Annotated in this window: 25 protein-coding genes; 23 read left to right on the top strand and 2 right to left on the bottom strand. The window is 36.3% G+C overall.

All coding sequences use genetic code 11. From position 1 onward, the window contains the following. Positions 1-70: 70 nt before the first annotated feature. The 23 genes from lepA to recO all read left to right on the top strand — a co-directional run bounded on the left by lepA (position 71) and on the right by recO (position 23,222). Positions 71-1,900 carry a translation elongation factor 4 gene (lepA, locus tag UtA1_RS11895; RefSeq protein ID WP_096551238.1) on the top strand — a complete coding sequence of 610 codons (1,830 nt, stop codon included), beginning with the start codon at positions 71-73 and terminating at the stop codon, positions 1,898-1,900. A 121-nt stretch (positions 1,901-2,021) separates the two neighbouring features. Continuing rightward, positions 2,022-3,164: a radical SAM family heme chaperone HemW gene (gene hemW / locus UtA1_RS11890; RefSeq protein ID WP_096551236.1), complete on the top strand. Its 1,143-nt coding sequence runs from the start codon at positions 2,022-2,024 to the stop codon at positions 3,162-3,164. Positions 3,165-3,253: 89 nt separating this feature from the next. Further along, positions 3,254-4,288 carry a heat-inducible transcriptional repressor HrcA gene (gene hrcA / locus UtA1_RS11885; protein ID WP_096551233.1) on the top strand — a complete coding sequence of 345 codons (1,035 nt, stop codon included), beginning with the start codon at positions 3,254-3,256 and terminating at the stop codon, positions 4,286-4,288. Positions 4,289-4,300: 12 nt separating this feature from the next. Further along, positions 4,301-4,939 carry a nucleotide exchange factor GrpE gene (grpE, locus tag UtA1_RS11880; RefSeq protein ID WP_096551231.1) on the top strand — a complete coding sequence of 213 codons (639 nt, stop codon included), beginning with the start codon at positions 4,301-4,303 and terminating at the stop codon, positions 4,937-4,939. A 46-nt stretch (positions 4,940-4,985) separates the two neighbouring features. Next, positions 4,986-6,809, top strand: a complete 1,824-nt coding sequence (gene dnaK / locus UtA1_RS11875; RefSeq protein WP_096551229.1) for a molecular chaperone DnaK — start codon at positions 4,986-4,988, stop codon at positions 6,807-6,809. A 372-nt stretch (positions 6,810-7,181) separates the two neighbouring features. Continuing rightward, positions 7,182-8,315: a molecular chaperone DnaJ gene (dnaJ, locus tag UtA1_RS11870; protein ID WP_096551227.1), complete on the top strand. Its 1,134-nt coding sequence runs from the start codon at positions 7,182-7,184 to the stop codon at positions 8,313-8,315. A 34-nt stretch (positions 8,316-8,349) separates the two neighbouring features. Next, on the top strand, positions 8,350-9,285 hold the full coding sequence (gene prmA, locus UtA1_RS11865) for a 50S ribosomal protein L11 methyltransferase (protein ID WP_026019091.1): 936 nt from the start codon (positions 8,350-8,352) through the stop codon (positions 9,283-9,285). A 47-nt stretch (positions 9,286-9,332) separates the two neighbouring features. Next, complete coding sequence (locus UtA1_RS11860) at positions 9,333-10,073, top strand: 16S rRNA (uracil(1498)-N(3))-methyltransferase (protein WP_096551225.1); 741 nt, start codon at positions 9,333-9,335, stop codon at positions 10,071-10,073. Positions 10,074-10,088: 15 nt separating this feature from the next. Continuing rightward, a complete protein-coding gene (mtaB, locus tag UtA1_RS11855; RefSeq protein ID WP_096551223.1) occupies positions 10,089-11,420 on the top strand; it encodes a tRNA (N(6)-L-threonylcarbamoyladenosine(37)-C(2))-methylthiotransferase MtaB in 1,332 nt (443 codons plus the stop codon). 146 nt (positions 11,421-11,566) lie between these two features. Next, positions 11,567-12,220, top strand: coding sequence for a deoxyribose-phosphate aldolase (gene deoC, locus UtA1_RS11850; protein ID WP_096551221.1), 654 nt, complete (start codon positions 11,567-11,569; stop codon positions 12,218-12,220). Between the two features lie 102 nt (positions 12,221-12,322). Next, a complete protein-coding gene (gene rpsU / locus UtA1_RS11845; RefSeq protein WP_016838571.1) occupies positions 12,323-12,496 on the top strand; it encodes a 30S ribosomal protein S21 in 174 nt (57 codons plus the stop codon). Positions 12,497-12,731: 235 nt separating this feature from the next. Then, on the top strand, positions 12,732-14,057 hold the full coding sequence (locus UtA1_RS11840) for an NfeD family protein (RefSeq protein ID WP_096551218.1): 1,326 nt from the start codon (positions 12,732-12,734) through the stop codon (positions 14,055-14,057). A gap of 2 nt (positions 14,058-14,059) precedes the next feature. Continuing rightward, on the top strand, positions 14,060-15,052 hold the full coding sequence (floA, locus tag UtA1_RS11835) for a flotillin-like protein FloA (protein ID WP_269471045.1): 993 nt from the start codon (positions 14,060-14,062) through the stop codon (positions 15,050-15,052). A 30-nt stretch (positions 15,053-15,082) separates the two neighbouring features. Next, positions 15,083-15,520 (top strand): hypothetical protein, encoded by a 438-nt coding sequence (locus UtA1_RS11830; protein WP_096551216.1) that lies wholly within the window; start codon positions 15,083-15,085, stop codon positions 15,518-15,520. 57 nt (positions 15,521-15,577) lie between these two features. After that, positions 15,578-15,832, top strand: a complete 255-nt coding sequence (locus tag UtA1_RS11825) for a hypothetical protein (protein WP_016838567.1) — start codon at positions 15,578-15,580, stop codon at positions 15,830-15,832. Then, the gene (locus UtA1_RS11820) at positions 15,816-16,943 is read left to right on the top strand and encodes a sporulation protein YqfD (RefSeq protein ID WP_172597871.1); all 1,128 of its coding nucleotides are present in this window, start codon (positions 15,816-15,818) and stop codon (positions 16,941-16,943) included. The genes UtA1_RS11825 and UtA1_RS11820 overlap by 17 nt, the downstream gene beginning before the upstream one ends. Positions 16,944-16,945: 2 nt before the next feature. Further along, entirely contained in the window at positions 16,946-17,902 is a 957-nt protein-coding gene (locus UtA1_RS11815; RefSeq protein ID WP_016838565.1) for a PhoH family protein, read from the top strand. A gap of 113 nt (positions 17,903-18,015) precedes the next feature. Further along, a complete protein-coding gene (locus UtA1_RS11810; RefSeq protein WP_096551211.1) occupies positions 18,016-20,139 on the top strand; it encodes an HD family phosphohydrolase in 2,124 nt (707 codons plus the stop codon). An 8-nt stretch (positions 20,140-20,147) separates the two neighbouring features. Then, positions 20,148-20,630: an rRNA maturation RNase YbeY gene (ybeY, locus tag UtA1_RS11805; protein ID WP_016838563.1), complete on the top strand. Its 483-nt coding sequence runs from the start codon at positions 20,148-20,150 to the stop codon at positions 20,628-20,630. Then, the gene (locus UtA1_RS11800) at positions 20,623-20,973 is read left to right on the top strand and encodes a diacylglycerol kinase family protein (RefSeq protein ID WP_172597870.1); all 351 of its coding nucleotides are present in this window, start codon (positions 20,623-20,625) and stop codon (positions 20,971-20,973) included. The genes ybeY and UtA1_RS11800 overlap by 8 nt, the downstream gene beginning before the upstream one ends. Positions 20,974-20,993: 20 nt before the next feature. Further along, positions 20,994-21,395 carry a cytidine deaminase gene (locus UtA1_RS11795; protein WP_016838561.1) on the top strand — a complete coding sequence of 134 codons (402 nt, stop codon included), beginning with the start codon at positions 20,994-20,996 and terminating at the stop codon, positions 21,393-21,395. After that, positions 21,388-22,302 carry a GTPase Era gene (gene era / locus UtA1_RS11790; RefSeq protein WP_096551209.1) on the top strand — a complete coding sequence of 305 codons (915 nt, stop codon included), beginning with the start codon at positions 21,388-21,390 and terminating at the stop codon, positions 22,300-22,302. The genes UtA1_RS11795 and era overlap by 8 nt, the downstream gene beginning before the upstream one ends. A 125-nt stretch (positions 22,303-22,427) precedes the next feature. After that, entirely contained in the window at positions 22,428-23,222 is a 795-nt protein-coding gene (gene recO, locus UtA1_RS11785; RefSeq protein ID WP_096551207.1) for a DNA repair protein RecO, read from the top strand. A gap of 45 nt (positions 23,223-23,267) precedes the next feature. Here recO and UtA1_RS11780 read toward each other — a convergent pair whose 3' ends face one another. Together UtA1_RS11780 and UtA1_RS11775 are read right to left on the bottom strand one after the other, a co-directional pair. Continuing rightward, a complete protein-coding gene (locus UtA1_RS11780) occupies positions 23,268-23,747 on the bottom strand; it encodes a hypothetical protein (RefSeq protein ID WP_096551205.1) in 480 nt (159 codons plus the stop codon). A 166-nt stretch (positions 23,748-23,913) separates the two neighbouring features. Further along, on the bottom strand, positions 23,914-25,299 hold the full coding sequence (locus UtA1_RS11775) for a glycine--tRNA ligase (protein WP_016838557.1): 1,386 nt from the start codon (positions 25,297-25,299) through the stop codon (positions 23,914-23,916). Positions 25,300-25,347: the final 48 nt, after the last annotated feature.

The raw sequence follows: 25,347 nt of genomic DNA, 5'->3' as shown, positions 1-25,347 counted from the left end.
GAAGCCTCCTGCGAAACAATGATTTTGGTTAGATTCAAATCGCATGGAGGCATTTGTTAGGAGTGGAAATATGAATCGTGAAGAACGCTTAAAACGACAAGAACGCATTAGAAACTTTTCAATAATAGCTCATATTGACCATGGAAAATCTACATTAGCGGATCGCATTTTGGAGAAAACGAAAGCTTTAACAGAGCGAGAAATGAAAGAACAGCTACTAGATTCGATGGACATAGAACGAGAACGTGGAATTACAATTAAATTAAACGCTGTTCAGCTAAAGTATCAAGCAAAAGATGGGGAAATTTATATCTTCCATTTAATCGACACTCCAGGACACGTCGATTTTACTTATGAAGTGTCAAGAAGTTTAGCTGCATGTGAAGGAGCTATTTTAGTTGTGGATGCTGCGCAAGGAATTGAAGCGCAAACACTAGCAAACGTTTATTTAGCGTTGGATAATGATTTAGAAATATTGCCGGTAATAAATAAAATCGATTTACCTGCAGCTGATCCAGAAAGAGTTCGCAATGAAATTGAAGATGTGATTGGTCTCGATGCGGAAGATGCGGTGTTAGCGAGTGCAAAAGCAGGCATCGGTATTGATGAGCTTTTGGAGCAAATTGTTGAAAAAGTACCTGCTCCATCAGGAGATCCAGATGCACCTCTGCAAGCATTAATCTTCGACTCATTATATGATGCTTATAAAGGTGTTATTGTTTCTGTAAGAATCGTAAACGGAACAGTAAAACCTGGAGATAAAATTCGATTTATGGCAACAAATGCGGAATATGAAGTGGTAGAAGTAGGTGTACATACGCCGAGAGTGACTCCTGTTGAAGAGTTGACGGTTGGTGATGTAGGTTACATTACTGCTTCAATTAAGAATATTCATGACACGAATGTGGGGGATACAATCACCCATGCGGATCGTCCGGCGAAAGAACCTTTGCCAGGTTATCGAAAGCTAAATCCAATGGTATTTTGCGGCCTTTATCCAATCGATACAGCAAAATACAACGATTTACGAGACGCATTAGAAAAGCTTGCACTAAATGATTCTGCATTACAATTTGAACCTGAGACATCTCAAGCATTAGGTTTTGGGTTCCGCTGTGGTTTCTTAGGTTTATTGCATATGGAAATTGTGCAAGAACGCTTAGAAAGAGAGTTCCAGCTTGACCTTATTACGACAGCTCCATCTGTTATTTATGAAGTGGAATTAACGGATGGTTCAAAAGTTCGTGTGGATAACCCTTCCATGATGCCAGCACCACAAAAAATAAACCAAGTGTTAGAACCATATGTCAAAGCAACCATTATGGTGCCAAACGATTATGTTGGTGCGGTAATGGAATTATGCCAAAAAAAGCGTGGCACATTTATCAACATGGATTACATTGATTCAACACGAGTGAGCATCTTTTATGAAATGCCACTTTCAGAAATCGTTTATGATTTCTTCGATCACTTAAAATCGAATACAAAAGGTTATGCTTCATTCGATTATGAGTTAATTGGTTATAAACCTTCGAAACTTGTGAAAATGGATATTTTAATCAATGGTGATCAAGTCGACGCATTAAGCTTCATTGTACATCGTGATTTTGCGTACGAAAGAGGAAAAGTCATTGTTGAAAAATTAAAAGATATTATTCCGCGTCAACAATTCGAAGTACCTGTACAGGCGGCTATTGGAACAAAAATTATTGCCCGCTCTACAATTAAAGCAATACGTAAAAATGTGTTAGCGAAATGTTATGGAGGAGACATTTCCAGAAAACGTAAACTCCTTGAGAAGCAAAAAGAAGGTAAGAAGCGCATGAAGCAAGTAGGATCTGTTGAGATTCCGCAAGAAGCATTCATGGCAGTATTAAAAATGGATGACGAAAAGAACTAAGTTAAACAAAAATTTGGAAAAGCCATTCGATAATCGGGTGGCTTTTTATTTGTTACATTGAATTTTATGATTGAAACGGTACAATAGTAAGATAAATAGTGTTAAAGAAAGAAGGGATAGAATGGTTCGAGGAGTTTACATCCATATTCCTTTCTGTCATCAAATATGCAATTACTGTGATTTTAATAAAGTGTTTTTTCACAATCAGCCAGTAGATGAATATATTGAAGCAGTTGGGAAAGAGATTGCAATGGCTGTAAATAATATGCCGGAGCAATTTGAAAAGATAGAAACAATCTACTTAGGTGGAGGTACACCAACAGCATTATCTCCCAATCAAATCAGCCGTTTGCTAGAATTAATTGCAAAACATTTAAACATCGATGTAATAGAATTCACTGCTGAAGCTAATCCAGATGAATTAACAATAGAAAAATTAAGAGCATTGAAAAATGGTGGGGTCAACCGTTTAAGTTTAGGGGTTCAATCATTTGACCAACAACTTCTTCAAAAACTGGGGAGAACACATACCAATGATGATGTTTATAAAGCAATTGACAATGCGATTGCTGTTGGTTTTCAGAACATTAACATTGATTTAATGTACGGGCTACCTGGACAGTCAATTGAACTGTGGGAAGATACTTTAGAAAAAGCTCTTCTACTAAACTTGCCTCATTATTCTGCATATTCATTAATTGTGGAACCAAAGACTATTTTTTACATTCAGTTTTCAAAAGGAATGTTGCATTTGCCACCTGAAGAACAGGAAGCGAAAATGTATGATTTGTTGATGGAGCGTATGGAGGATAGCGGCCTTTCTCAATACGAAATTAGTAATTTTGCAAAGGAAGGTTTTCAATCGCTTCACAATAAAATTTATTGGGATAACGACGAATATGCAGGCTTCGGTGCTGGTGCCCATGGATATATGAATGGCATTCGCTACTCCAATTATGGACCTATCAAAAAATATTTACAATCCATCCATATGGGACAGCTGCCAATTCTTCATCGCCATCAAGTTTCGATTAACGAAAAATGTGAAGAAGAAATGTTTCTCGGATTACGAAAAAATGAAGGAGTTTCGTACCACCAGTTTGAAAAGAAAATAGGATTTTCATTAAATGAAAAATATGGTGAGATTATAAGCAAACTGATGGATGAAGGGTTAGTGATGGAAGAGGAAGGTCGAGTAAAACTAACAAGAAAAGGTCGTTTTTTAGGAAATGAAGTGTTTCAACAATTTTTATTGTACGAGTAGGTTATTTCGTTGACACTAATTCATAGTTTTGTTAATTTAATTATAGTATTAGCACTCTCTTTTTATGAGTGCTAACAGAGGTGGTTTCAATGTTAACTGATCGTCAATTACAAATATTGCAAGTAATCGTTGATGATTTTGTGATATCAGCTCAGCCTGTTGGATCACGTCAAATTTCCAAGAAAAAAGGAATTAATTACTCACCTGCCACAATTCGAAATGAAATGGCAGATTTAGAGGAGCTTGGGTATTTAGAAAAGACACATGTTTCTTCTGGACGTATTCCTTCAGAAAAAGGATATCGTTATTACGTAGATCACCTACTGCAACCGAAACGTATGTCTGTTCATGAAATAAATTTAATACAATCCATTTTTGAAAAACAAAAGGTTGAAATTGAACAAATCATACGTGAATCAGCAAGCATTTTATCCGAATTAACATCTTATACAGCGATTCTACTTGGTCCAAATGTAACGGATCATCGGGTTAAACGCTTTCAAATTATACCTCTTTCAAAACAAACAGCTGTTGCGATTATCGTAACAGATATGGGTCATGTAGAAAACCAAGTTATAGCATTACCTGAAGGTTTTGATGCTTCCGATATTGAAAAAACAGTTAACATTCTTAATGAAAGGTTAATTGGTGTGCCGTTAATTCATTTGCAAAGTAAATTAGAAAAAGAAACATATGAAGTATTAAAACAACATGTTCAGATGGCTGATTCCCTCATTCTTTCGTTAATAAAAGTTGCATCTGTGGAAAATGATAGTAAAATTTACTTTGGCGGAAAAACAAATATGCTGAATCAGCCGGAATTTCATGATTTAAATAAAGTCCGCCAGTTGATGGAATTAATGGATAAGAAAAACCAAGTAATTTCACTGTTTCAGCCAGTGAAACAGGGCATTACGATTCGAATCGGTTCTGAAAACAATCATATTGCAGTCGAAAACTGCAGTGTAATTACCGCTTCCTATACTGCTGGTGAAGAGCAGAGCGGAGCCATTGCCATTATCGGGCCAACGCGAATGGACTATAAGCGGGTCGTGACGTTACTTGATATTGTAAGAAGAGGTTTATCAAGAACTTTTTCGGAAAAATTGAATGATGGACAGTAAGGAGGATTATCAGTGTCCGAAACAACAGAAAACAAAGACCAACTAGAAGAAACAGTTGAAAACGGAGAAACAAAACAAACATTCAAAGAAGAAGCAACTTTCTCGAATTCAGAAGAATTAATAGACGAGGAAGTCGTGAATGTAGAAGAAGATACATCGGCTGATGAAAGTTCACAAGCAGAACTATCAGTAGAAGAATATAAAACAAAAATAGCCGAGTTAGAAGCAAAATTAGCAGAAGAAGAAAATCGTTATTTAAGATTAAGAGCAGATTTTGAAAATTTGCGTCGCCGTAGTCAGCTCGACCTGCAAGCGGCAGAAAAATATCGTGCTCAAAGCTTATTAACAGATTTATTACCGATAATTGATAACTTCGAAAGGGCGCTTCAAGTAAAAGTTACTTCAGAAGATGCTCAATCACTATATAAAGGAATTGAAATGGTTTATAATGCCCTCATAGATGCGACGAAAAAAGAAGGGCTAGAAGTGATTCCGGCTGTCGGTGAACCATTTGATCCAAATGTTCATCAGGCTGTAATGCAAGAATCAGATTCAGAAAAAGAATCTGGCATTGTCTTGAAGGAATTACAAAAAGGCTATAAATTGAAAGATCGCGTATTAAGACCTTCCATGGTTTCAGTAAATGAATAATTGAAATTTGAATGAAATTTGTGTGAAATAGGAGGCAAAATTCAATATGAGTAAAATTATTGGTATCGACTTAGGAACAACTAACTCTTGTGTGGCTGTATTAGAAGGTGGAGAACCTAAAATCATCCCGAACCCAGAAGGAAACCGTACAACACCTTCTGCTGTTGCTTTTAAAAATGGAGAACGTCAAGTAGGGGAAGTGGCAAAACGCCAAGCAATAACAAACCCAAATACAATTCTCTCTATTAAGTCTCACATGGGGACTGATTATAAAGTAAAGATTGAGGATAAAGAATACACTCCTCAAGAAATCTCTGCAATGATTTTACAATATTTGAAAAGCTATGCCGAAGACTATTTAGGAGAAAAAGTAACAAAAGCTGTCATTACAGTACCAGCTTATTTCAACGACGCACAACGTCAGGCGACAAAAGATGCTGGACGAATTGCGGGTCTTGAAGTAGAGCGTATCATTAACGAACCTACTGCTGCAGCTCTTGCATATGGTTTAGATAAATTAGATGAAGACCAAAAAATCTTAGTATTCGACCTTGGTGGAGGTACATTCGACGTATCCATTCTTGAACTTGGTGATGGTGTATTCGAAGTGCTTGCTACTGCAGGTGATAATAAACTTGGTGGAGACGATTTTGACAAAAAAATTATTGACTATTTAGTTGAAGAATTTAAAAAGGAACATGGCATTGACTTATCTAAAGACAAAATGGCAATGCAACGTTTAAAAGATGCTGCTGAAAAAGCGAAAAAAGATTTATCTGGCGTTACTTCTACACAAATTTCATTACCGTTCATCACAGCTGGCCCAGAAGGTCCTCTACACCTTGAAATGTCATTGACACGTGCGAAATTCGAAGAGTTAACAAAAGACTTGGTAGAACGCACAATGGGCCCTGTGCGTCAAGCACTTTCTGATGCTGGACTTTCTGCATCTGATATCGATAAAGTAATCCTTGTTGGTGGATCTACTCGTATTCCTGCTGTACAAGAAGCAGTTAAACGTGAAACAGGTCATGAACCACATAAAGGGGTAAACCCAGACGAAGTGGTAGCAATGGGAGCTGCTATCCAAGGTGGCGTAATCTCTGGTGACGTGAAAGATATCGTATTGTTGGACGTAACTCCGCTTTCATTAGGTATTGAAACAATGGGTGGAGTATTTACGAAATTAATTGAACGCAACACAACAATTCCAACATCAAAATCACAAATTTTCACTACTGCTGCAGATAACCAACCAGCTGTGGACATTCACGTTTTACAAGGAGAACGTCCAATGGCAGCAGATAACAAAACATTAGGTCGATTCCAATTAACAGATATTCCACCAGCTCCACGTGGTGTACCACAAATTGAAGTAACATTTGATATCGACAAAAACGGTATTGTGTCTGTTAAAGCAAAAGATCTTGGCACTGGCAAAGAGCAAAAAATTGTTATTCAATCGAACTCTGGTTTATCAGAAGAAGAAATTCAACGCATGATTAAAGAAGCAGAAGAGAACGCTGAAGCGGATGCAAAGCGTAAAGAAGAAGCAGACCTTCGAAATGAAGCAGACCAATTAGTGTTCCAAGTTGATAAAACAATTACAGATTTAGGCGATCAAATTACAGAAGATGAAAAGAAATCTGTGACAGATGCAAAAGAAGAGTTAACGAAAGCATTAAAAGAAGGTTCAATTGATGATATCAAGTCTGCAAAAGAAAAACTTGAAGGTGTTTTACAACCGTTAGTGATGAAAGTATATCAACAAGCTGCACAACAAGCACAAGCAAACAATGCTCAAGGAGAAGACAAAAAAGATGACGGTGTAGTAGATGCAGACTTTGAGGAAGTAAAAGACGATAAATAATAAATTGCCAATGATATAAGCGAAAGGCGGTTCTAATAAATAAACCCTCCTTCGTTGACCGCCTTTCGATTTGTATTGTCAATATTGGTTGATTGAATAATTGGAAAGCAAGAAAGTCAAAGCCGTTTTTGGTCTTTGACTTTTTCCATGATATAGACTGAATGATAGCATTATAAGGTAAAGTATCTTTCGCACACGCTTACATTAAAATAATGCAATTTTTAATGTAGCGTTTGTGGCAGATACATCATAGAAATAGAAAACTGTGTTAAATTTTTTCATCTTTTATTTGCATGGTTTAAATAAACTTCATTTCAATCTTTAGCATATATGATAAAATAGACCTTATGTAAAAGAGAGCGAGTGTGAGGTATGAAACGCGACTATTATGAAGTCCTTGGCGTAAGCAAAAACGCAACGAAGGATGAAATAAAAAAGGCATATCGAAAATTATCGAAAAAATATCATCCCGATCTTAATAAAGAACCTGGTGCAGATGAAAAATTTAAAGAAATTAGTGAAGCATATGAAGTATTAAGTGATGATCAAAAAAGAGCACAATATGACCAATTTGGCCATGCAGGTGTCAATGGACAAGGCGGTTTTGGCGGCGGAGGATTTAGTGACTTCGGTGGCTTTGGCGGTTTCGAAGATATTTTTGATACTTTCTTTGGTGGTTCAAGACGCAGAAGAGATCCGAATGCCCCTCGAAAAGGTGACGATTTACAATATCGTATGAACATTTCTTTTGAAGATGCAGTATTTGGTAAACAAACAGAAATCGAAATCCCGAGGGAAGAACAATGTGATACGTGTAACGGTTCTGGTGCAAAACCTGGTACTTCACCAAAAACATGTGATAAGTGTAACGGTACTGGGGAAATGAGCCAAGCTATTGATACTCCATTAGGCCGCATTGTCAACCGTCGTACTTGTAGCTATTGCCAGGGCACTGGTAAAATAATCGTGGAAAAATGTTTGACTTGTGCAGGAAAAGGAACTGTACAAAGAAGGAAAAAAATTAAAATTACTATCCCAGAAGGAATCGATGACGGTCAACAATTACGCGTATCTGGTCAAGGAGAACCAGGCATTAATGGTGGACCACCTGGGGATTTATATATTGTCTTTCGTGTTGGAAAACATCCTTATTTTGAACGAGATGGAGACGATATTTACTACGAATTAAAAATTACGTTCCCTCAAGCAGCTTTAGGGGATGAAATTGAAGTTCCAACAATTCATGGAAAAGTGAAATTAAAAATTCCAGCAGGTACTCAATCGGGCGCTCAATTCCGAATTAAAGATAAAGGTGTAAAAAATATTCATGGATATGGAAGAGGTCACCAATACGTGAATGTAAAAGTTGTGACTCCGACGAAATTAACAGAACGGCAAAAACAACTATTGCGGGAATTTGCTGAAATTAGCGGTGATATTCCTGAAGAACAAGGAAGTTCATTATTTGATAAATTGAAAAAAACTTTTAAAGGTGAAACAAAATAAGGAATAATGATAGAAAAGTGGAGTGTGATTGCAAGTGAAATGGACTGAATTATCAGTACTAACAACAACTGAAGCGGTGGAAGCGGTATCGAATATTTTTCATGAGGCTGGAGCAAGCGGAGTTGTCATTGAAGAATCTTCAGAACTTAGTAAAAATCGTGAAAATCAATATGGAGAAATTTATGAATTAAATCCCGATGATTATCCAGCACAAGGGGTGATCGTTAAAGCCTATCTTCCTGCATCCAGCTTCTTAGCGGAAACTATTGAGGAGATAAAACTTGCAATCGCAAATTTAAAGAATTTTGATATTAATGTCGGTGAAAATATATTAACAACTTGTGAAGTTCACGAAGAAGACTGGGCGACTGCTTGGAAACAATACTATCATCCAATTAAGGTGTCAGAGCGATTTACGATTGTACCTACTTGGGAAGATTATCAGCCAAAAAATTCAGATGAAATCATTATTGAGTTAGATCCTGGCATGGCTTTTGGTACAGGAACTCACCCGACGACGGTCATGTGTTTACAGGCTCTTGAAAAAACGGTGAAAGCGGGCGACGTAGTCATTGATGTTGGTACTGGTTCAGGGGTTTTATCCATTGCTTCAGCTCTACTAGGTGCAAATAAAGTGCATGCTCTCGATTTAGATCCTGTAGCTGTGAAGTCAGCACAAGAAAATGTTCAGCTAAATCATGTCGAGAAAATTGTGGAAGTGGAGCAAGGAAATCTATTAGAAAAGGTACAAACGGAAGCGGATGTTGTCGTAGCGAACATTTTAGCTGAAGTCATCATGACATTTACAGATGATGCATATTCGATTATCAAGCCGGGTGGATTCTTTATTACATCTGGAATCATCGGTGCGAAAAAAGAAGTTGTGAAAAGTGCTCTTGAAAAATCAGGTTTTATTATTGAAGAAGTATTAATGCTGGAGGATTGGGTATCCATCATTGCGAAAAAATAATTTTAGGAGTTGTCTTTAGGGCAACTCCTTACTTTTAGGAGGAAATAATGCAAAGGTATTTTGTTGATGAACCATTTAATGAACAAAAACAATTGACAATTACAGGCGAAAGTGCTCGGCATATTTCGAAAGTAATGCGCATACAAAAAGGAGACAAAATTATTGTCGTGCAAAAGGAAATTGCTTATCTTTGTACGATTCTTTCTGTTGGACAAGATGTGTTAGTAGAGCAAACGGGTGAAACGATTCCTTCTCCAGAAATGCCCATTCAAGTAGACATTGCTTGCGGTTTGCCTAAAGGAGATAAACTTGAATTTATAGCACAAAAAGGGACAGAGCTTGGCATGCATGCATTAATTCCTTTTGTAGCAGAACGATCCATCGTCAAATGGGATGAAAAAAAGAGCGATAAGAAAATCCAACGGCTATCCAAAATCGCTCAGGAAGCTGCTGAACAATCCCATCGAACATTTGTACCGATTATTTCCCCTCCTCTTTCATTTAAACAACTATTGGAAACATTTCCTTCATATGATGCAGTATTTGTTGCTGATGAAGAAGAGGCTAAGGGTAAGCGCACAAGATTTGCGGATCAGCTAAAAAAAGTGTATGATAGTGAATCGAAGTGCATTTTATTTATTTTTGGCCCAGAAGGTGGAATTTCAAGGAAAGAAATTGAACTTTTAAAAGAACATGGTGCACTCAGTGTTGCTTTAGGTCCAAGAATTTTACGTGCAGAAACGGCGCCATTATATGTCCTTTCTGCCATATCATATGAATTTGAATGAAAGAGGTGTGTTGCCTTGCAAACGGTGGCGTTTCACACATTAGGCTGTAAGGTAAATCATTACGAAACTGAGGCCATTTGGCAATTATTTAAAGAACAGGGTTACGAACGTGTTGATTTTGAAGAACAAGCAGATGTTTATGTCATAAATACATGTACTGTTACAAATACAGGAGATAAAAAGTCCCGCCAAGTTATTCGTAGAGCTATTCGTCAAAATCCGGATGCTGTGATATGTGTAACAGGATGTTACGCACAAACTTCACCTGCTGAAATTTTAGAAATTCCAGGTGTGGACATTGTGGTAGGTACGCAAGATCGAGTAAAAATGCTTGATTATATTGAACAGTACCGTAAAGAGAGACAGCCCATTAATGCAGTACATAATATTATGAAAAATAGAGTATATGAAGAATTGGATGTTCCTTATTTTACAGATCGCACTCGTGCTTCGTTAAAAATACAAGAGGGTTGCAACAACTTCTGCACTTTCTGTATTATTCCTTGGGCGCGCGGATTAATGCGTTCACGTGATCCACAAGCAGTAATCAAACAAGCACAAGCGCTTGTAGATGCAGGTTATTTAGAAATCGTGTTAACGGGTATTCATACAGGTGGATACGGTCAAGATTTTAAAGATTACAATTTAGCCCAATTGTTAAGCGATATTGAAGCAAATGTAAAAGGAATTAAACGTTTGCGAATTTCATCGATTGAAGCCTCTCAAATAACAGATGAAGTCATTGACGTATTGAGAAAGTCGAAAATCGTTGTGAATCATTTACACATTCCGCTCCAATCTGGTTCTGATACAGTATTGAAGCGTATGCGCCGAAAATATACAATGGATTTCTTCGCGGAAAGATTAAATAAATTAAAAGAAGCATTGCCAAATTTGGCAATAACTTCTGACATCATCGTTGGTTTCCCAGGTGAGACGGAAGAAGAGTTTATGGAAACGTACAACTTTGTAGCTGAACATAAATTTGCAGAGTTACACGTATTCCCATATTCAAAAAGAACTGGAACTCCAGCGGCAAGAATGGAAAACCAAATTGACGAAGAAGTTAAAAATGAACGAGTACATCGTTTGATTACATTAAATGATCAATTGGCGAAAGAATACGCTTCTCGATTCGAAGGGGAAGTATTGGAAGTTATTCCTGAAGAACATGTGAAAGAATTTGGACCAAACATGTTAGCCGGTTATACAGATAATTATTTGCGAGTTGTTTTTGAAGGAACGCCAGATCTCATTGGAAAATTAGTTAAAGTGAAGATTACAAAAGCGGGATATCCATATAATGAAGGTCAATTTGTTCGCGTATTAGAAGAACAAGTTCAATAATAATTCATTGCGCATTCTTGTACAGATACAGGAATGCGCATTTGTTTTATTCATTGAACAATTTTCACCTTAATATGAATGATTTTCGTATGTTATCATAAGGGCAATTGGACAAGAATAAATAATACATTAAAGGAGCAATTACAATGATAACAAATTATGCTTCATATATTGACCATACGTTGCTCTCACCAGATGCAACGAAAGAACAAATTGGAAAATTGTGCCAAGAAGCAAGAAAATATGGCTTTGCATCTGTTTGTGTGAATCCATATTGGGTAAAGTACTGTAAAAATTTATTGCAGGACACATGCGTTAAAGTTTGCACAGTCATTGGTTTTCCTCTCGGAGCTACAACGACGGAAACAAAAATAATTGAAACAAAACAAGCAATTGAACAAGGTGCAGATGAAATTGATATGGTCATTAATATCGGATTGCTTAAGACGCGTGATTATGAACGAGTGAAAGAAGATATTCAACACGTTATTGATGCTGCGGGTGGAAAAATTGTGAAAGTAATTATTGAAACATGTTTGTTAACCGATGAAGAAAAGGTGAGAGCATGTCAATTGGCAGTTGATGCTGGTGCCGCATTTGTCAAAACATCAACAGGATTCTCAAAAAGTGGAGCCACTGTAGAAGATGTCGCATTAATGCGAAAAACTGTTGGCCAACAAGTTGGAGTAAAAGCTTCAGGTGGAATTAGAAGTTTTTCTGATATGAAAAAAATGTTGGAGGCTGGAGCAAATCGTATTGGTACTAGCAGCGGAGTCAGAATTATTGAAGAAACTTTATAGGATTTCTATTGACTCAATATTTACAATACGATATAATTTTCGAGTACACAATTAACGCATGTTTTCTGTGTATTGACGTGTGTTCGGAGGGAGGGAAAAGAGATGACAAAAACTGTCGTAAGAAAAAACGAAACACTTGAAGATGCTCTTCGTCGCTTCAAACGAACTGTATCTAAAAGTGGTACAATTCAAGAGATTAGAAAACGCGAATATTATGAAAAACCAAGCGTAAGACGTAAGAAAAAATCTGAAGCTGCACGTAAACGTAAGTGGTAATCTAATTATACCCTTCGTTCGTAACACGCGTAAGATACACTTTAGCTTAGTAAATCATACCCTAGTATTTGTTAAACAAATACTAGGGTTTTTTGCATTAATACTTCAATCATTTACATACTTAACAGAGGAACAACAATTGATTTTCATGTACAATATAATTAATTATTAAATGAAAAATTTGAAACTTTTCATTCAATTGAGACGTAAACCATATTGAGGAAGGAGGGAACAGATGAATAAGCCGCACATTTTCCGATGGATTGTACTTCTAGCAGCTACATTGTTTTTCTTATTTCCGAATAACACTTTTGCGAAAGAAAAAGTATATCACATTCCTATAGAAAATGAAGTCGAAAGAGGTTTATATGAATTTTTAAAACGTTCCTTTAAAGAAGCGATTGAAAATAAAGCAGATGCTATCGTACTTGAAATACATACCCCAGGTGGCTATGTTGACGTCGCTTACGATATAGGAAAATTAATGGATGAGACGCCTGCGAAAATTATAGCATTCATTAACTCAAAAGCTCTTTCAGCAGGTGCTTATATCGCTCTTCATGCAGATGAAATCTACATGACACCAAATGCGACGATGGGAGCGGCGCAAATTATCGATATGAATGGAAATGCTGCAAGTGAAAAAGCGAATAGTGCTTGGATTAAAAATATGCAAGCTGCAGCAGAATCAACTAATCGAAATCCAGATTATGCACGAGCAATGGCGGATGCTAGCCTTGATTTGCCAGAATTGAATAGTCCGAAAGGGAAACTGTTAACATTAACAGCTGAAGAAGCTTATCGAATAGAATACTCTAATGGAACGGTTGAAAATTTAAATGAATTGTTAGCGAAAACAGGTTTTGAGAATAGCGAAGTTTTTTCCATTCATGAAACATTTGCTGAAAAACTGGCTAGATTTTTAACGAACCCGATTGTGGTAACGTTATTGTTAACAATCGCTTCTCTAGGTTTAGTGTTAGAACTATTTTCTCCTGGTTTTGGGGCACCGGGTATCATTGGTATAATTTCATTAATTTTATTTTTCTTCGGCCACACAGTAGCAGGTTTTGCTGGTTTTGAAACGATTATACTATTTATAATTGGTTTTGTTTTACTAATTGCTGAGCTATTTGTGCCTGGAGGAATTTTAGGCCTCGTTGGTGGTGCTATAATGATCATCAGTCTATTATTTGCTGGTGAAAGTATCGTTCATATGGCTTATTCAATTATCATAGCATTGGCAATTGCCATAATAGGAATGGTGGTATTAGTGAAGTTTTTCGGAAAAAATCTACATGTCTTTAGCAAACTCGTCTTGAAGGAGGCAACCTCCACAGAAGAAGGTTATGTATCCAATGTCAATCGCATTGATTTAATTGGGAAAGAAGGAATAACGATTACACCATTGCGTCCCTCTGGAACGGTATTAGTAGACGATGAAAGAATCGATGTTGTTTCAGAAGGTAGTTACATCGATTCCAACAAAAAAGTTAAAGTGATTGAAGTAGAGGGGTCACGCATTGTTGTTAGAGAAATAAAAGAGAAAGAGGGAGATTAAGCATGATGTTTATTGATGGTTTATTCGTCACTTCCATTGTTGGAATTGTCTTTGCAATCATTGTATTAGGAATTTTCTTTACATTCGTACCAGTAGGTCTGTGGATTAGCGCTTTAGCTGCTGGCGTGCGAGTAAGCATTTTAACTTTGATTGGAATGAGATTACGTCGAGTAATTCCTGGTCGTATTGTAAATCCATTAATTAAAGCTCATAAAGCTGGTTTAGATGTGACAATCAATCAATTAGAGTCCCATTATTTAGCTGGTGGTAACGTTGACCGCGTTGTAAATGCATTAATTGCTACGCAAAGAGCAAATATCGAATTATCTTTTGAACGTGCCGCTGCAATCGACTTAGCTGGTCGAGACGTATTAGAAGCGGTTCAAATGTCAGTAAATCCTAAAGTTATTGAAACACCGTTTATTGCTGGTGTTGCCCTTAACGGGATTGAAGTAAAGGCTAAGGCAAGAATTACTGTACGTGCGAATTTAGACCGTTTAGTCGGCGGTGCCGGTGAAGAAACCGTGATTGCCCGCGTGGGAGAAGGTATCGTTTCCACTATTGGTGCCAGTGAATCCCATTCAAAAGTTTTAGAAAATCCAGATTTGATTTCTCAAACAGTGTTGAAAAAAGGGTTAGATGCTGGAACAGCTTTTGAGATTTTATCCATCGATATTGCAGATGTGGATGTTGGTAAAAATATTGGGGCAGAATTGCAAATTGAGCAAGCTCAGGCTGATAAAAATATCGCTCAAGCGAAGGCGGAAGAACGTCGTGCAATGGCAGTAGCGAAAGAACAAGAAATGGTTGCTAGAACTCAAGAAATGAAAGCAAAAGTAGTAGAAGCTGAAGCACAAATACCGTTGGCAATGGCGGAAGCTTTACGCTCTGGTAATTTGGGAATTATGGATTATATGAATTACAAAAATATTCAAGCGGACACTGCAATGCGTGATTCTATTGCAAATGTGACGAAGAATCAACAAGAGGATTAAGAGATACTCCTCCAGAAAGGAGTGTTATAGTTGGAGAGTTTAATTCTATTTATCATTATAGCTCTAGTTAGTTCTTTTTTTAGCTCGTCAAAAAGACGGCATGATCAATCTACCCCTCCTATTCAAAAAGAACATCGTCAAAGACCAAAAATTGAAATCAAAACATTAGATGAATTTGCAAATGAAGTGATGAAACAATTAACGGAAGAAAAGGAAGTAAAACAGAGAGAATCCGTAATGGTAGATGAGAAGGAGCAAGAACCTTCACCAATACAACAACAAGTACAACCTGTGCCCAATAATGTCGAGTTAAAAGAACGTTCAAATCAAACTCCTGTCGTAACGAAAGAAACGAAATCTCATCCACAGGTAAGTCATAAACTTCCATTCTTATCTTCAAAAGAAGCGTTAAGGAATGCTATCATTACACAAGAAATTTTAGGACCACCAAAATCGAAAAAACGGTAAAAAATCATGTCCTCCCATTCCTAAGCATATACTTGGTGAAAGGGAGGGCAGTTTTTTTTGAAAAAATTATTCCAGATTGACCCTATAATTGAAATGATGAATTGTCGCCAATTACGAATGATAGGAAACTATAAATTTTTAGAAGCATCGGAGCATCATTGTAAGTTTTATTATGAAGGTTTTCTCGTGATGATTGAGGCTGACAAAGTACATATTAATGTACTAAAAGAAGAAGAAATTTTAGTACATGTTGATCAGTTAAAAAATTTTGAAATGAAGCGACAGGTGAATGAAAATGAAATTATACGATAGCCGCCCTGTAGAAATTCGTGTTTCTCGCAGTGGAAACGTACATGAATTGATTCGACGCTTACAACAAAATCGAGTGAAATTACGAGAAATAGAGTTTTTAGAGGATGAAGTCAAATTTGAAATTTCTAGAAAAGATGTGACTATTGTACGTTCATTGCGGAAAAAATTAAATTTGAAAGTAAAAATACGTTACCTGCAACAATCAAGGATTTTTCAAAAAACTGGTTGGACAATTATTGGAATAATACTGTTGATTTTCATCCCCATCATCTGTTCACAATTTATTTGGAAAGTTGAAGTGGAAGCAAGTACGCCAGAATTGAAGGCGAAAGTTGAAAAGATAATAGATGAAAAATTACAACTAGACAATCCTGTGTTAAAGCGAAAACTTGTATCCGATTTTGAAATACGACAAACCATTATGGAAGAAGTACGTGATCTTTCTTGGGTGCATATTATCAAAAAGGGAAGCAGTATGACGATTGTTCCCCAACTAGCACCAATAACGGAAAATAAAGAAAAGAAAAGCGACGGACTATATCATTTAGTTGCTTCGAAAAGTGGTGTGATAACTCATTTTAATATTACAAGCGGTGAGCGTCGAGTTATGCCAAATATGACTGTGTATAAAGGAGATGTTCTTGTATCAGGAGTCATTACTGTAGGTGAAGATGAATATATGGCTGTGGGTGCGCAGGGAGAAGTATATGCTGATTACTGGCTAGAAACGAGTTTTGAGATACCGAGGAAAGTCAAATACATTTCAGCCGCTGACAGCAAGTGGATATTTGGATTGAAAAATAGCGATGAAAAGGAGAAAGAGTTATCGTTTCAAAAAATCAAATTGCCAAATTGGATTTCAAATTACATCGAAATCAAAAAGACGCAAAATTATATTACAACTGTACAAGAACTGTCAGAAGATCAAATCGACTCATTTATTTTGCCGCTATTGCACGAAAAAATTTTAAAATCACTACCTCCAAAAACGATTATCAAGAAAGAAAATATTTTGCACGTTACCTTCGATGATGATAAAGTTAAAGGGAAAGTCCTTTTTTTGGTAAACGAAAATATTGCGAAAGAATATCCAATTAGTCAAGGAGATTAGATATGGCTGAAGAATTAACAGAGTTACATGTTGAAAACCCAAATGAAGCAATTATGCTTCTAGGAATGGGCGATGCTAATATAAAGTTAATTGAAGAATCATTTAATTGTCGTATCATTACTCGCGGTGAAATCATTCAAATTACAGGTGAAGTAGAACAAAAGAAGCAAGTAACATTGTTGCTAAAAGAATTATTAAAAGTTATTCGTAAAGGCATTAATATTGATTTAAGAGACGTTTCAAGTGCCATTGAAATGTTAAATAAAGGAACACTTGAATATTTTTCAGAGTTATATGACGTTGAAATAGGTAGAACTCATAATGGCAAGCCTATCCGTGCCAAAACGATTGGTCAACGTGAATATATAAAGGCTATTCGTTCTCATGATTTAGTTTTTGCCATCGGGCCTGCAGGTACGGGGAAAACATATTTAGCAGTAGTCATGGCAACACAAGCATTAAAAAATGGACATGTTAAACGAATCATTCTAACACGTCCAGCTGTAGAGGCAGGAGAGTCGCTCGGATTTTTACCTGGTGATTTAAAAGAAAAAGTTGACCCATATTTACGGCCATTATACGATGCCTTACACGATATTTATGGAACAGAACATACTCAACGATTAATTGAGCGGGGAACAATTGAAATTGCTCCACTTGCTTATATGCGTGGCCGTACGTTAGATGATGCTTTTGTTATTTTGGATGAAGCTCAAAATACAACCCATATGCAAATGAAAATGTTTTTAACTCGATTAGGATTTGGGTCCAAAATGGTTATTACGGGAGATAAATCTCAAATTGACTTACCGAAAAATGTAGAATCTGGATTGATGATTGCTGAACGAGTGTTGAAAAATGTGAAAGATATTCATTTTACCTATTTGGAAGCAGGAGATGTAGTAAGGCATCCTCTTGTGGCAAAAATTATTCAAGCCTATTTCGATCAAGAACTATAACAATGTGTACGCCAGTTCGTACACATTTTTTATTTACTAAAGAATCCAATTATACCAATGAAAAACGAACGAGAAATTGATAAACTATTAATATACAATATTGGGGGTGCGTTATGGATAAGCACTTAATAAAATTACTGGACATGTTCGGTTTTCGTGTATTACTGATTACTATATTATTTATTACTGGCCTATTACAGTTTTTTATCATGTTTGGCAATGTTCGAGGAGATACATATGATGTCCAACCATTTCAATTAGCTCCAGAAACAATACGAGCTGTGAAAACCGTAGAAGATACTGAGAAAACAGAGAAGGAAAGACAAGCAGCAGAAGATGCTGTGGAACCCGTATATGTCTTTGATGAAGAAATTGTCGATCATCGGGTGGCGCTTATTGAAACAATACATGAAATTATTTTGGACGTCCGAAAAGAAATTTCCGGAAATGGTACTAGAATATTATTGAAAGAAGAGCAAATTCAACTGCTTCAAGATAAATTAAAGGAAATCACTGAAAGTCAAACTTCCCTGCGATTCACAGATGAACATTTATGGACTTTTATCACTGTGGACGAAAAGGAATTAAGTAAAGCTCATACCACATTGATTCAACTAGTGAAAGATACTCTATCGGTCCCAATACGCAAGGAAAATGTCACATCCGTGCGCAATGAATTAGAATCAAAAATTCGTGCACATGAGAGTATTAGTAATTCCCTTATACCACCATTAGTTATTTTAGGAAGGGTAGCAGTTGTTGAAACTGAAACGTTGGATGAAGAAAAAACTGAAGAATTAAAACAACGAGCACGGCAAGCAGTTGAACCAACTCGTATTTTACAAGGTCAAATTATCGTACAAGAAGGCGAATTGATCGACAGAGAAAAATATCGACAGCTGGAATTATTAGGGATGACAAATAATAAGGCATCTATAAAACCTGTATTGGGACTAGCCATTTTAGTTATATTGCAAATGACTTTTCTTTATTTCTTATTTGACAAACTTAATATTGATGTGCAAAAAAAGAGAAAACAAGTTGTTGCAACGGTAATTGTTTATCTATTTTCAATCGGATTTATGGAACTTATTAATTTATTAGATGATTTTGAAGTCCAAATAGCCTTTTTATTTCCCTCTGCTTTAACGACTATGCTTGTAAGTTTATTAGCATCTCACAAAGTTGCAAGTCTAGTAACATTACTCACGGCCGCATCGGCAGGTGTTATATTCCAAGAAGGGTATTCGGCAGTATTGCAAATGGAAATTGCATTGTATATATTGCTTGGTGGCTATGCATGCATTTACTTTATGAAATCGATTGAAAATCGTTCTGATATATTAAAGGGTTGTGGAATTGTAGTTATTATTAATATATTATTTATTGCATTCTATTTATTAATGTCCCAATCCCATTATGAACCGTTAGAATTATTATTTTACGGAGTGGCAGCAGTAGTTTCAGGTTTGTTGTCTGGCGCTTTAACGATGGGATTGTTGCCATTCTTTGAATCAGCCTTTGGAATTTTGTCGACAATGAAATTAATCGAATTATCGAATCCAAATCATCCGCTATTGAAAAAAATATTAACCGAAACACCTGGAACGTATCATCATAGCATCATGGTCGCAAATTTAGCGGAAGCCGCTTGTGAAGCTATTGGAGCAGATGGATTGCTTGCTCGAGTAGGAAGTTATTATCATGATATTGGGAAGACGAGACGTCCTGCATTCTTCGTCGAAAACCAAATGTCAGGTATCAATCCACATGACTCGCTGCCACCGGAAAGAAGTGCAGAAATTATTATAGCCCATACAACTGATGGAGCAGAAATCTTACAAAAGCATAAAATGCCACAAGAAATTATTGATATTGCACTTCAACATCATGGCACAAGTTCGTTAAAATATTTTTTGCATAAAGCAAAAGAACAAGGCGTAGTAAAAGATGAGTCCATCTTCCACTATCCTGGACCAAAACCTCAAACGAAAGAAATTGCGGTCATTAGCATCGCTGATAGTGTAGAAGCGGCCGCTCGCTCCATGAAGCAACCTAATGCTGACAAAATTCGCAATTTAGTGCAATCGATTATTAAAAATAAATTAGAGGAACAACAATTTGATGAATGCGATATTTCCATTAAGGAGTTAAAAATAATTGAAGAAGTGCTTTGTGAAACACTAAATGGTACATTCCACTCTAGAATTGAGTATCCAAAAGAGGATAAAAATTAGGAGGAACTATGACTTTAACAATTGATTTTTTAGATGAGACAAATAAATTAAGCGATAAACATATCGAACTTGTTGAAAAATTGCTTCAATATGCTGCGAAACTAGAAAATATCAACAATGCAGAAGTTTCTGTTACCTTTGTAACTAATGAAAAGATACATGAAATAAATCGTGAATACCGTGACAAAGACCAGCCGACAGATGTTATTTCCTTCGCTCTAGAAGAAATGGGCGAAGGAGAAATCGAAATTATTGGAGTTGGAGAATTACCTCGTGTTCTAGGTGATATTATTATTTCTGTCGATCGAACGAGGGAACAGGCAGAAGAGTACGGGCATACATTTGAAAGAGAACTTGGTTTTCTTGCCGTACATGGATTTTTGCATTTATTAGGATATGATCATATGACGGAAGAAGACGAAAAAGTAATGTTTTCAAGACAAGAGGAAATTCTCACATCATACGGCTTAGGTCGTGATTTTCATGCGTAAATTTTTTCGTTCTTTCCACTATGCAATTGAAGGAATACGATTTGCAATGAAAGAACGAAATATGCGTATCCATGTTACTTGTGCTGTATTGGTTACGATTGCAGGCTTATGTTCGCAATTAAGTTCAGCGGAATGGCTGGTGTTAATCTTAACGATGGCCCTTGTGATTGCGTTAGAAATGGTGAATACTGCAATAGAAACAGTCGTCAATCTTGTTTCACCAGAATATCATGCTCTTGCAAAAGCAGCGAAGGATGTTGCGGCTGGTGCAGTGCTCATTTCCGCAATCGCAAGCATTTTCATTGGATTGATTATTTTTCTGCCTAAATGGTTTCTCATGTAATAGGAGGCGTATCCGTACATATGGATGTACAAAAGTTAATGAATGAAGCGAAACACGCCCGTGAAAAAGCCTATGCTCCTTACTCTAAATTTTCTGTTGGAGCCGCATTATTGACGAAGAGCGGGAAAATTTTTCACGGTTGTAATATTGAAAATGCTAGCTTTAGTATGACAAATTGTGCAGAACGAACTGCAATTTTTAAAGCCGTTTCAGAAGGGGAAACAAAATTTGAGGCAATTGCTGTCATTGCCGATACAAAAAATCCCGTTTCTCCATGCGGTGCATGTAGACAGGTAATGGCTGAATTTTGTTCACCAGAGATGCCTGTTTATTTAGCAAATTTACAAGGAAAAATACAAAAAACAACTGTAAAACAATTATTACCAAGTGCTTTTAATTCGGAGGATATGAAAGATGCATGACAATCATCGTTTTAAATCAGGATTCATTTCAATTATTGGTAGACCAAACGTAGGAAAATCGACATTTTTAAATCGTGTAATTGGCCAAAAAATTGCTATTATGTCGGATAAACCTCAAACAACTCGAAATAAAATACAAGGTGTATTGACGAGAGAAAAAAGCCAAATGGTATTTATTGATACACCAGGAATTCATAAACCGAAGCATAAACTAGGCGAATTTATGGTGAAGGTCTCTAAAAATACACTGCGTGAAGTAGATTTAATTATGTTTATGGTTAATGCAGAAGAAAAGATTGGCAAAGGCGACGAATTCATTATGGAATTGTTAAGTGAAACGAATACTCCGGTGTTTTTAGTGATTAATAAAATAGATAAAATTCATCCAGATGAATTATTAGAAATTATTGATGCTTATAGAGAAAAAATGGATTTTGCAGAAATCATTCCAATCTCTGCATTGGAGGGGAATAATGTAGAACGATTGCTAGAAACAATTGAAAACTACTTACCAGAGGGACCTCAATATTATCCAAGCGACCAAGTTACAGATCATCCAGAGCGCTTTATCATATCAGAACTGATTCGTGAAAAAGTCTTACATTTAACGAGAGAAGAAATACCTCATTCTGTAGCGGTTGTCATTGATAAAATTCGCAGGGATGAAAAAAATGAAAACCTCATTCACGTGAATGCCACGATTATGGTTGAACGGGATTCGCAGAAAGGGATTATCATTGGTAAAGGCGGCTCTTTGCTAAAAGAAGTCGGAACTCAAGCAAGAAAAGATATTGAAATGCTCCTAGGTTCAAAAGTTTATTTAGAACTTTGGGTAAAGGTTCAAAAGGATTGGCGAAATAAAATCACATACCTAAGAGACTTTGGATATCGAGAAGATGAATATTAAAATGTTTAAGAGTGCGTCTAATACCTTACGACGCACTCTTTATGAATATTTATTCATCGTCCTTTTATCGAAATCATTATTAAATAAGATTCTAGAATGCCTCAGTGAAAAGGGATGTGCAACAGATGCTAAGTAAATTAGAGGGCATTGTTTTAAAAACAAGAGATTATGGGGAATCAAATAAAATTGTTACACTGTTGACAAAAGAAGCTGGAAAAGTTGCAGTGATGGCTAGAGGTGCTAAGAAACCGCGGAGCAGGTTAGCGTCAATATCTCAAACTTTTATGCATGGTATTTTCATTGTACAACGATCTTCGGGTATAGGCACGTTACAGCAAGGTGAGCTTATCAATTCGATGCGACATATTCAAACCGATATATTACGAGCAGCTTATGCTAGTTACATTGTGGAAATGGTAGATCGATTAATAGAAGAGGGGAATCCGCAACCATTTCCTTACGAAGTGTTGAAACAAGCTTTATATGCGATTGAAGATGAGCATGATCCAGAAGCAATCGCATTGTTCGTTGATTGGAAGTTTCTTCCTTATGCAGGGGTAAGGCCTATTTTGCATCAATGTGCATCCTGTGGTGCGGTAGAAGGGGAATTTGCCTTTTCCTTTTCACAAGGAGGATTTCTTTGCCACCGTTGTTTTCATGTTGACCCCTATATTATTCGGTTAAGTCCAACACAATTAAAATTAATTCGCATGTTTGCTACTATTCCAATTGAGAAAATTGGAAAGTTGGAGTTAAAGCGTGAAACGAAACACTTTATCAAGAAAATTGTAACGACGATTTATGAAGAACAAACAGGTATGCGTTTAAAGTCTCGTTCATTTATTGAACAGCTTGAAAAATCAGAAGCTTTGTACTCGTTACAAAAAGACAATAAAGACAAAACAGGCGACAAACTTTAGACGCCTGTTTTTATTGAAATATATATTGTATTAATATTTCTATCATTATCTTAATTCAGCTAAAATAGGCATTAAATCTTCTTTAAAAGCTTGCCAAAATTTTTCCTCTAGCTCAGGAATTAGGATGTGTTTAACATTTTTCAATTTCAAATACAGCTTTTCAATTTTGTCATCGACAAGTCTCATTCGATGATTGATTTTCTCTCGTTCTTCTTCAATATTTAGAATAATAAAACTATCCATCAAAAGTTTAAGTTGATTATATTTTTTTATTGTACTTTCGTAAGCTTCTTTATGAAACACACCAAGCGATGTAGTAAGATCGATCTGTTTTCGGTGATATTGTGCCGCATGAAAATATTGTTGAATTTTCAAATTTGTATTGAATATTAATTGACTGTTGGAACTATTGGAAGGTACTTCTCGCTTTAATATCGCTGTCACAATATTCTTTAATTGGCTGAAAACGTCGCTAACTTGAAGTTCTTGTTGTTTCTTAAAACTTGTAAATGAACTAAACAGCATATAGCTCCCCCCTAATCCAAAATCCCTTAACTCAATTATACTAGAGGGGAGAAGAATATGTATATTAAATTCAGATAATTCTGATTTTAAAATAATGAACAACATATCATTAGACAAAAGAAAAAAAGCTGTACAATCATGTACAGCTTTCATCATGTAAGCAATATTAGAATTGTAAGTGTTTTTCAATATAAGCTTTTACATCCGCAATTGGCATGCGTACTTGCTCCATTGAATCTCGATGACGCACAGTCACTTGACCGTCTTCTTTTGAATCGAAGTCGTAAGTGATGCAGAATGGTGTTCCAATTTCGTCTTGGCGGCGATAACGTTTACCGATGGATTGAGATTCATCATAATCTACTGGGAAATATTTGCGCAATTCGTTCCAAACTTCAGTTGCTTCCTCTGACAGTTTTTTCGATAGTGGAAGAACTGCCGCTTTAAATGGAGCGATAACCGGATGGAATCTAAGCACTGTGCGTTTGTCTCCATCTTCTAGTTGTTCTTCGTCATATGCATCACATAGGAATGCCAATGTTACACGGTCTGCTCCGACAGATGGTTCGATGCAGTAAGGAACGTAACGCTCATTTGTAACTGGATCGATGTAAGTGAAATCTTCGTTTGAATATTGCATATGTTGCTTCAAGTCATAATCTGTGCGGTCTGCAATACCCCAAAGTTCGCCCCAACCGAATGGGAATTTATATTCGATATCTGTTGTAGCTTTCGAATAGTGGGATAATTCTTCTTCGGAATGATCGCGAAGGCGAATGTTTTCTTCGCTCATGCCCAAACTTAACAACCAGTTTTTACAAAATTCTTTCCAGTAATTTTGCCATTCTAAATCTTCACCAGGTTTACAGAAGAACTCCAACTCCATTTGTTCGAATTCACGCGTACGGAATGTAAAGTTACCAGGCGTAATTTCGTTTCGGAAAGATTTACCAATTTGTGCAATACCAAATGGAAGTTTTTTGCGCATAGAACGTTGAACGTTTTTGAAGTTAACAAAAATACCTTGAGCCGTTTCTGGTCTTAAATAAATTTCGTTAGAAGAGCTTTCTGTAACACCTTGGAATGTTTTAAACATTAAGTTAAATTGGCGAATTTCAGTGAAATCTTGTGCACCACAATCAGGGCAGGAAACATCATATTGCTTCATGATTTCTGCCATTTTTTCAAATGATAAGCCGTCAACGATAATTTCATCACCTTTTTGTAGAGCTGCTTCTTCTATTAACTTATCAGCTCGATGTCTTGCTTTACATTGTTTACAATCAATCATTGGGTCATTGAAGTTTCCAACATGTCCTGATGCTTCCCAAGTGCGTGGATTCATTAAAATTGCTGCATCAAGTCCAACGTTGTAAGGTGACTCTTGAACAAATTTTTGCCACCATGCTTTTTTAATATTATTTTTCAGTTCCACACCAAGAGGACCATAATCCCATGTATTAGCAAGTCCCCCGTATATTTCAGAACCTGGAAATACAAATCCACGTTGTTTTGATAAATTCACAATAGTTTCCATTGATTGAACAGCCATTTTTGTTCCTCCTATTTAATTTTATTTTTCATAATAATAATAGAAAAG

It is taken from the genome of Ureibacillus thermosphaericus, assembly GCF_002370195.2.
GTDB lineage: Bacteria > Bacillota > Bacilli > Bacillales_A > Planococcaceae > Ureibacillus > Ureibacillus thermosphaericus.
Note: the sequence above shows the minus strand (reverse complement) of the source record. Positions and strands in the feature narration are given on the sequence as shown.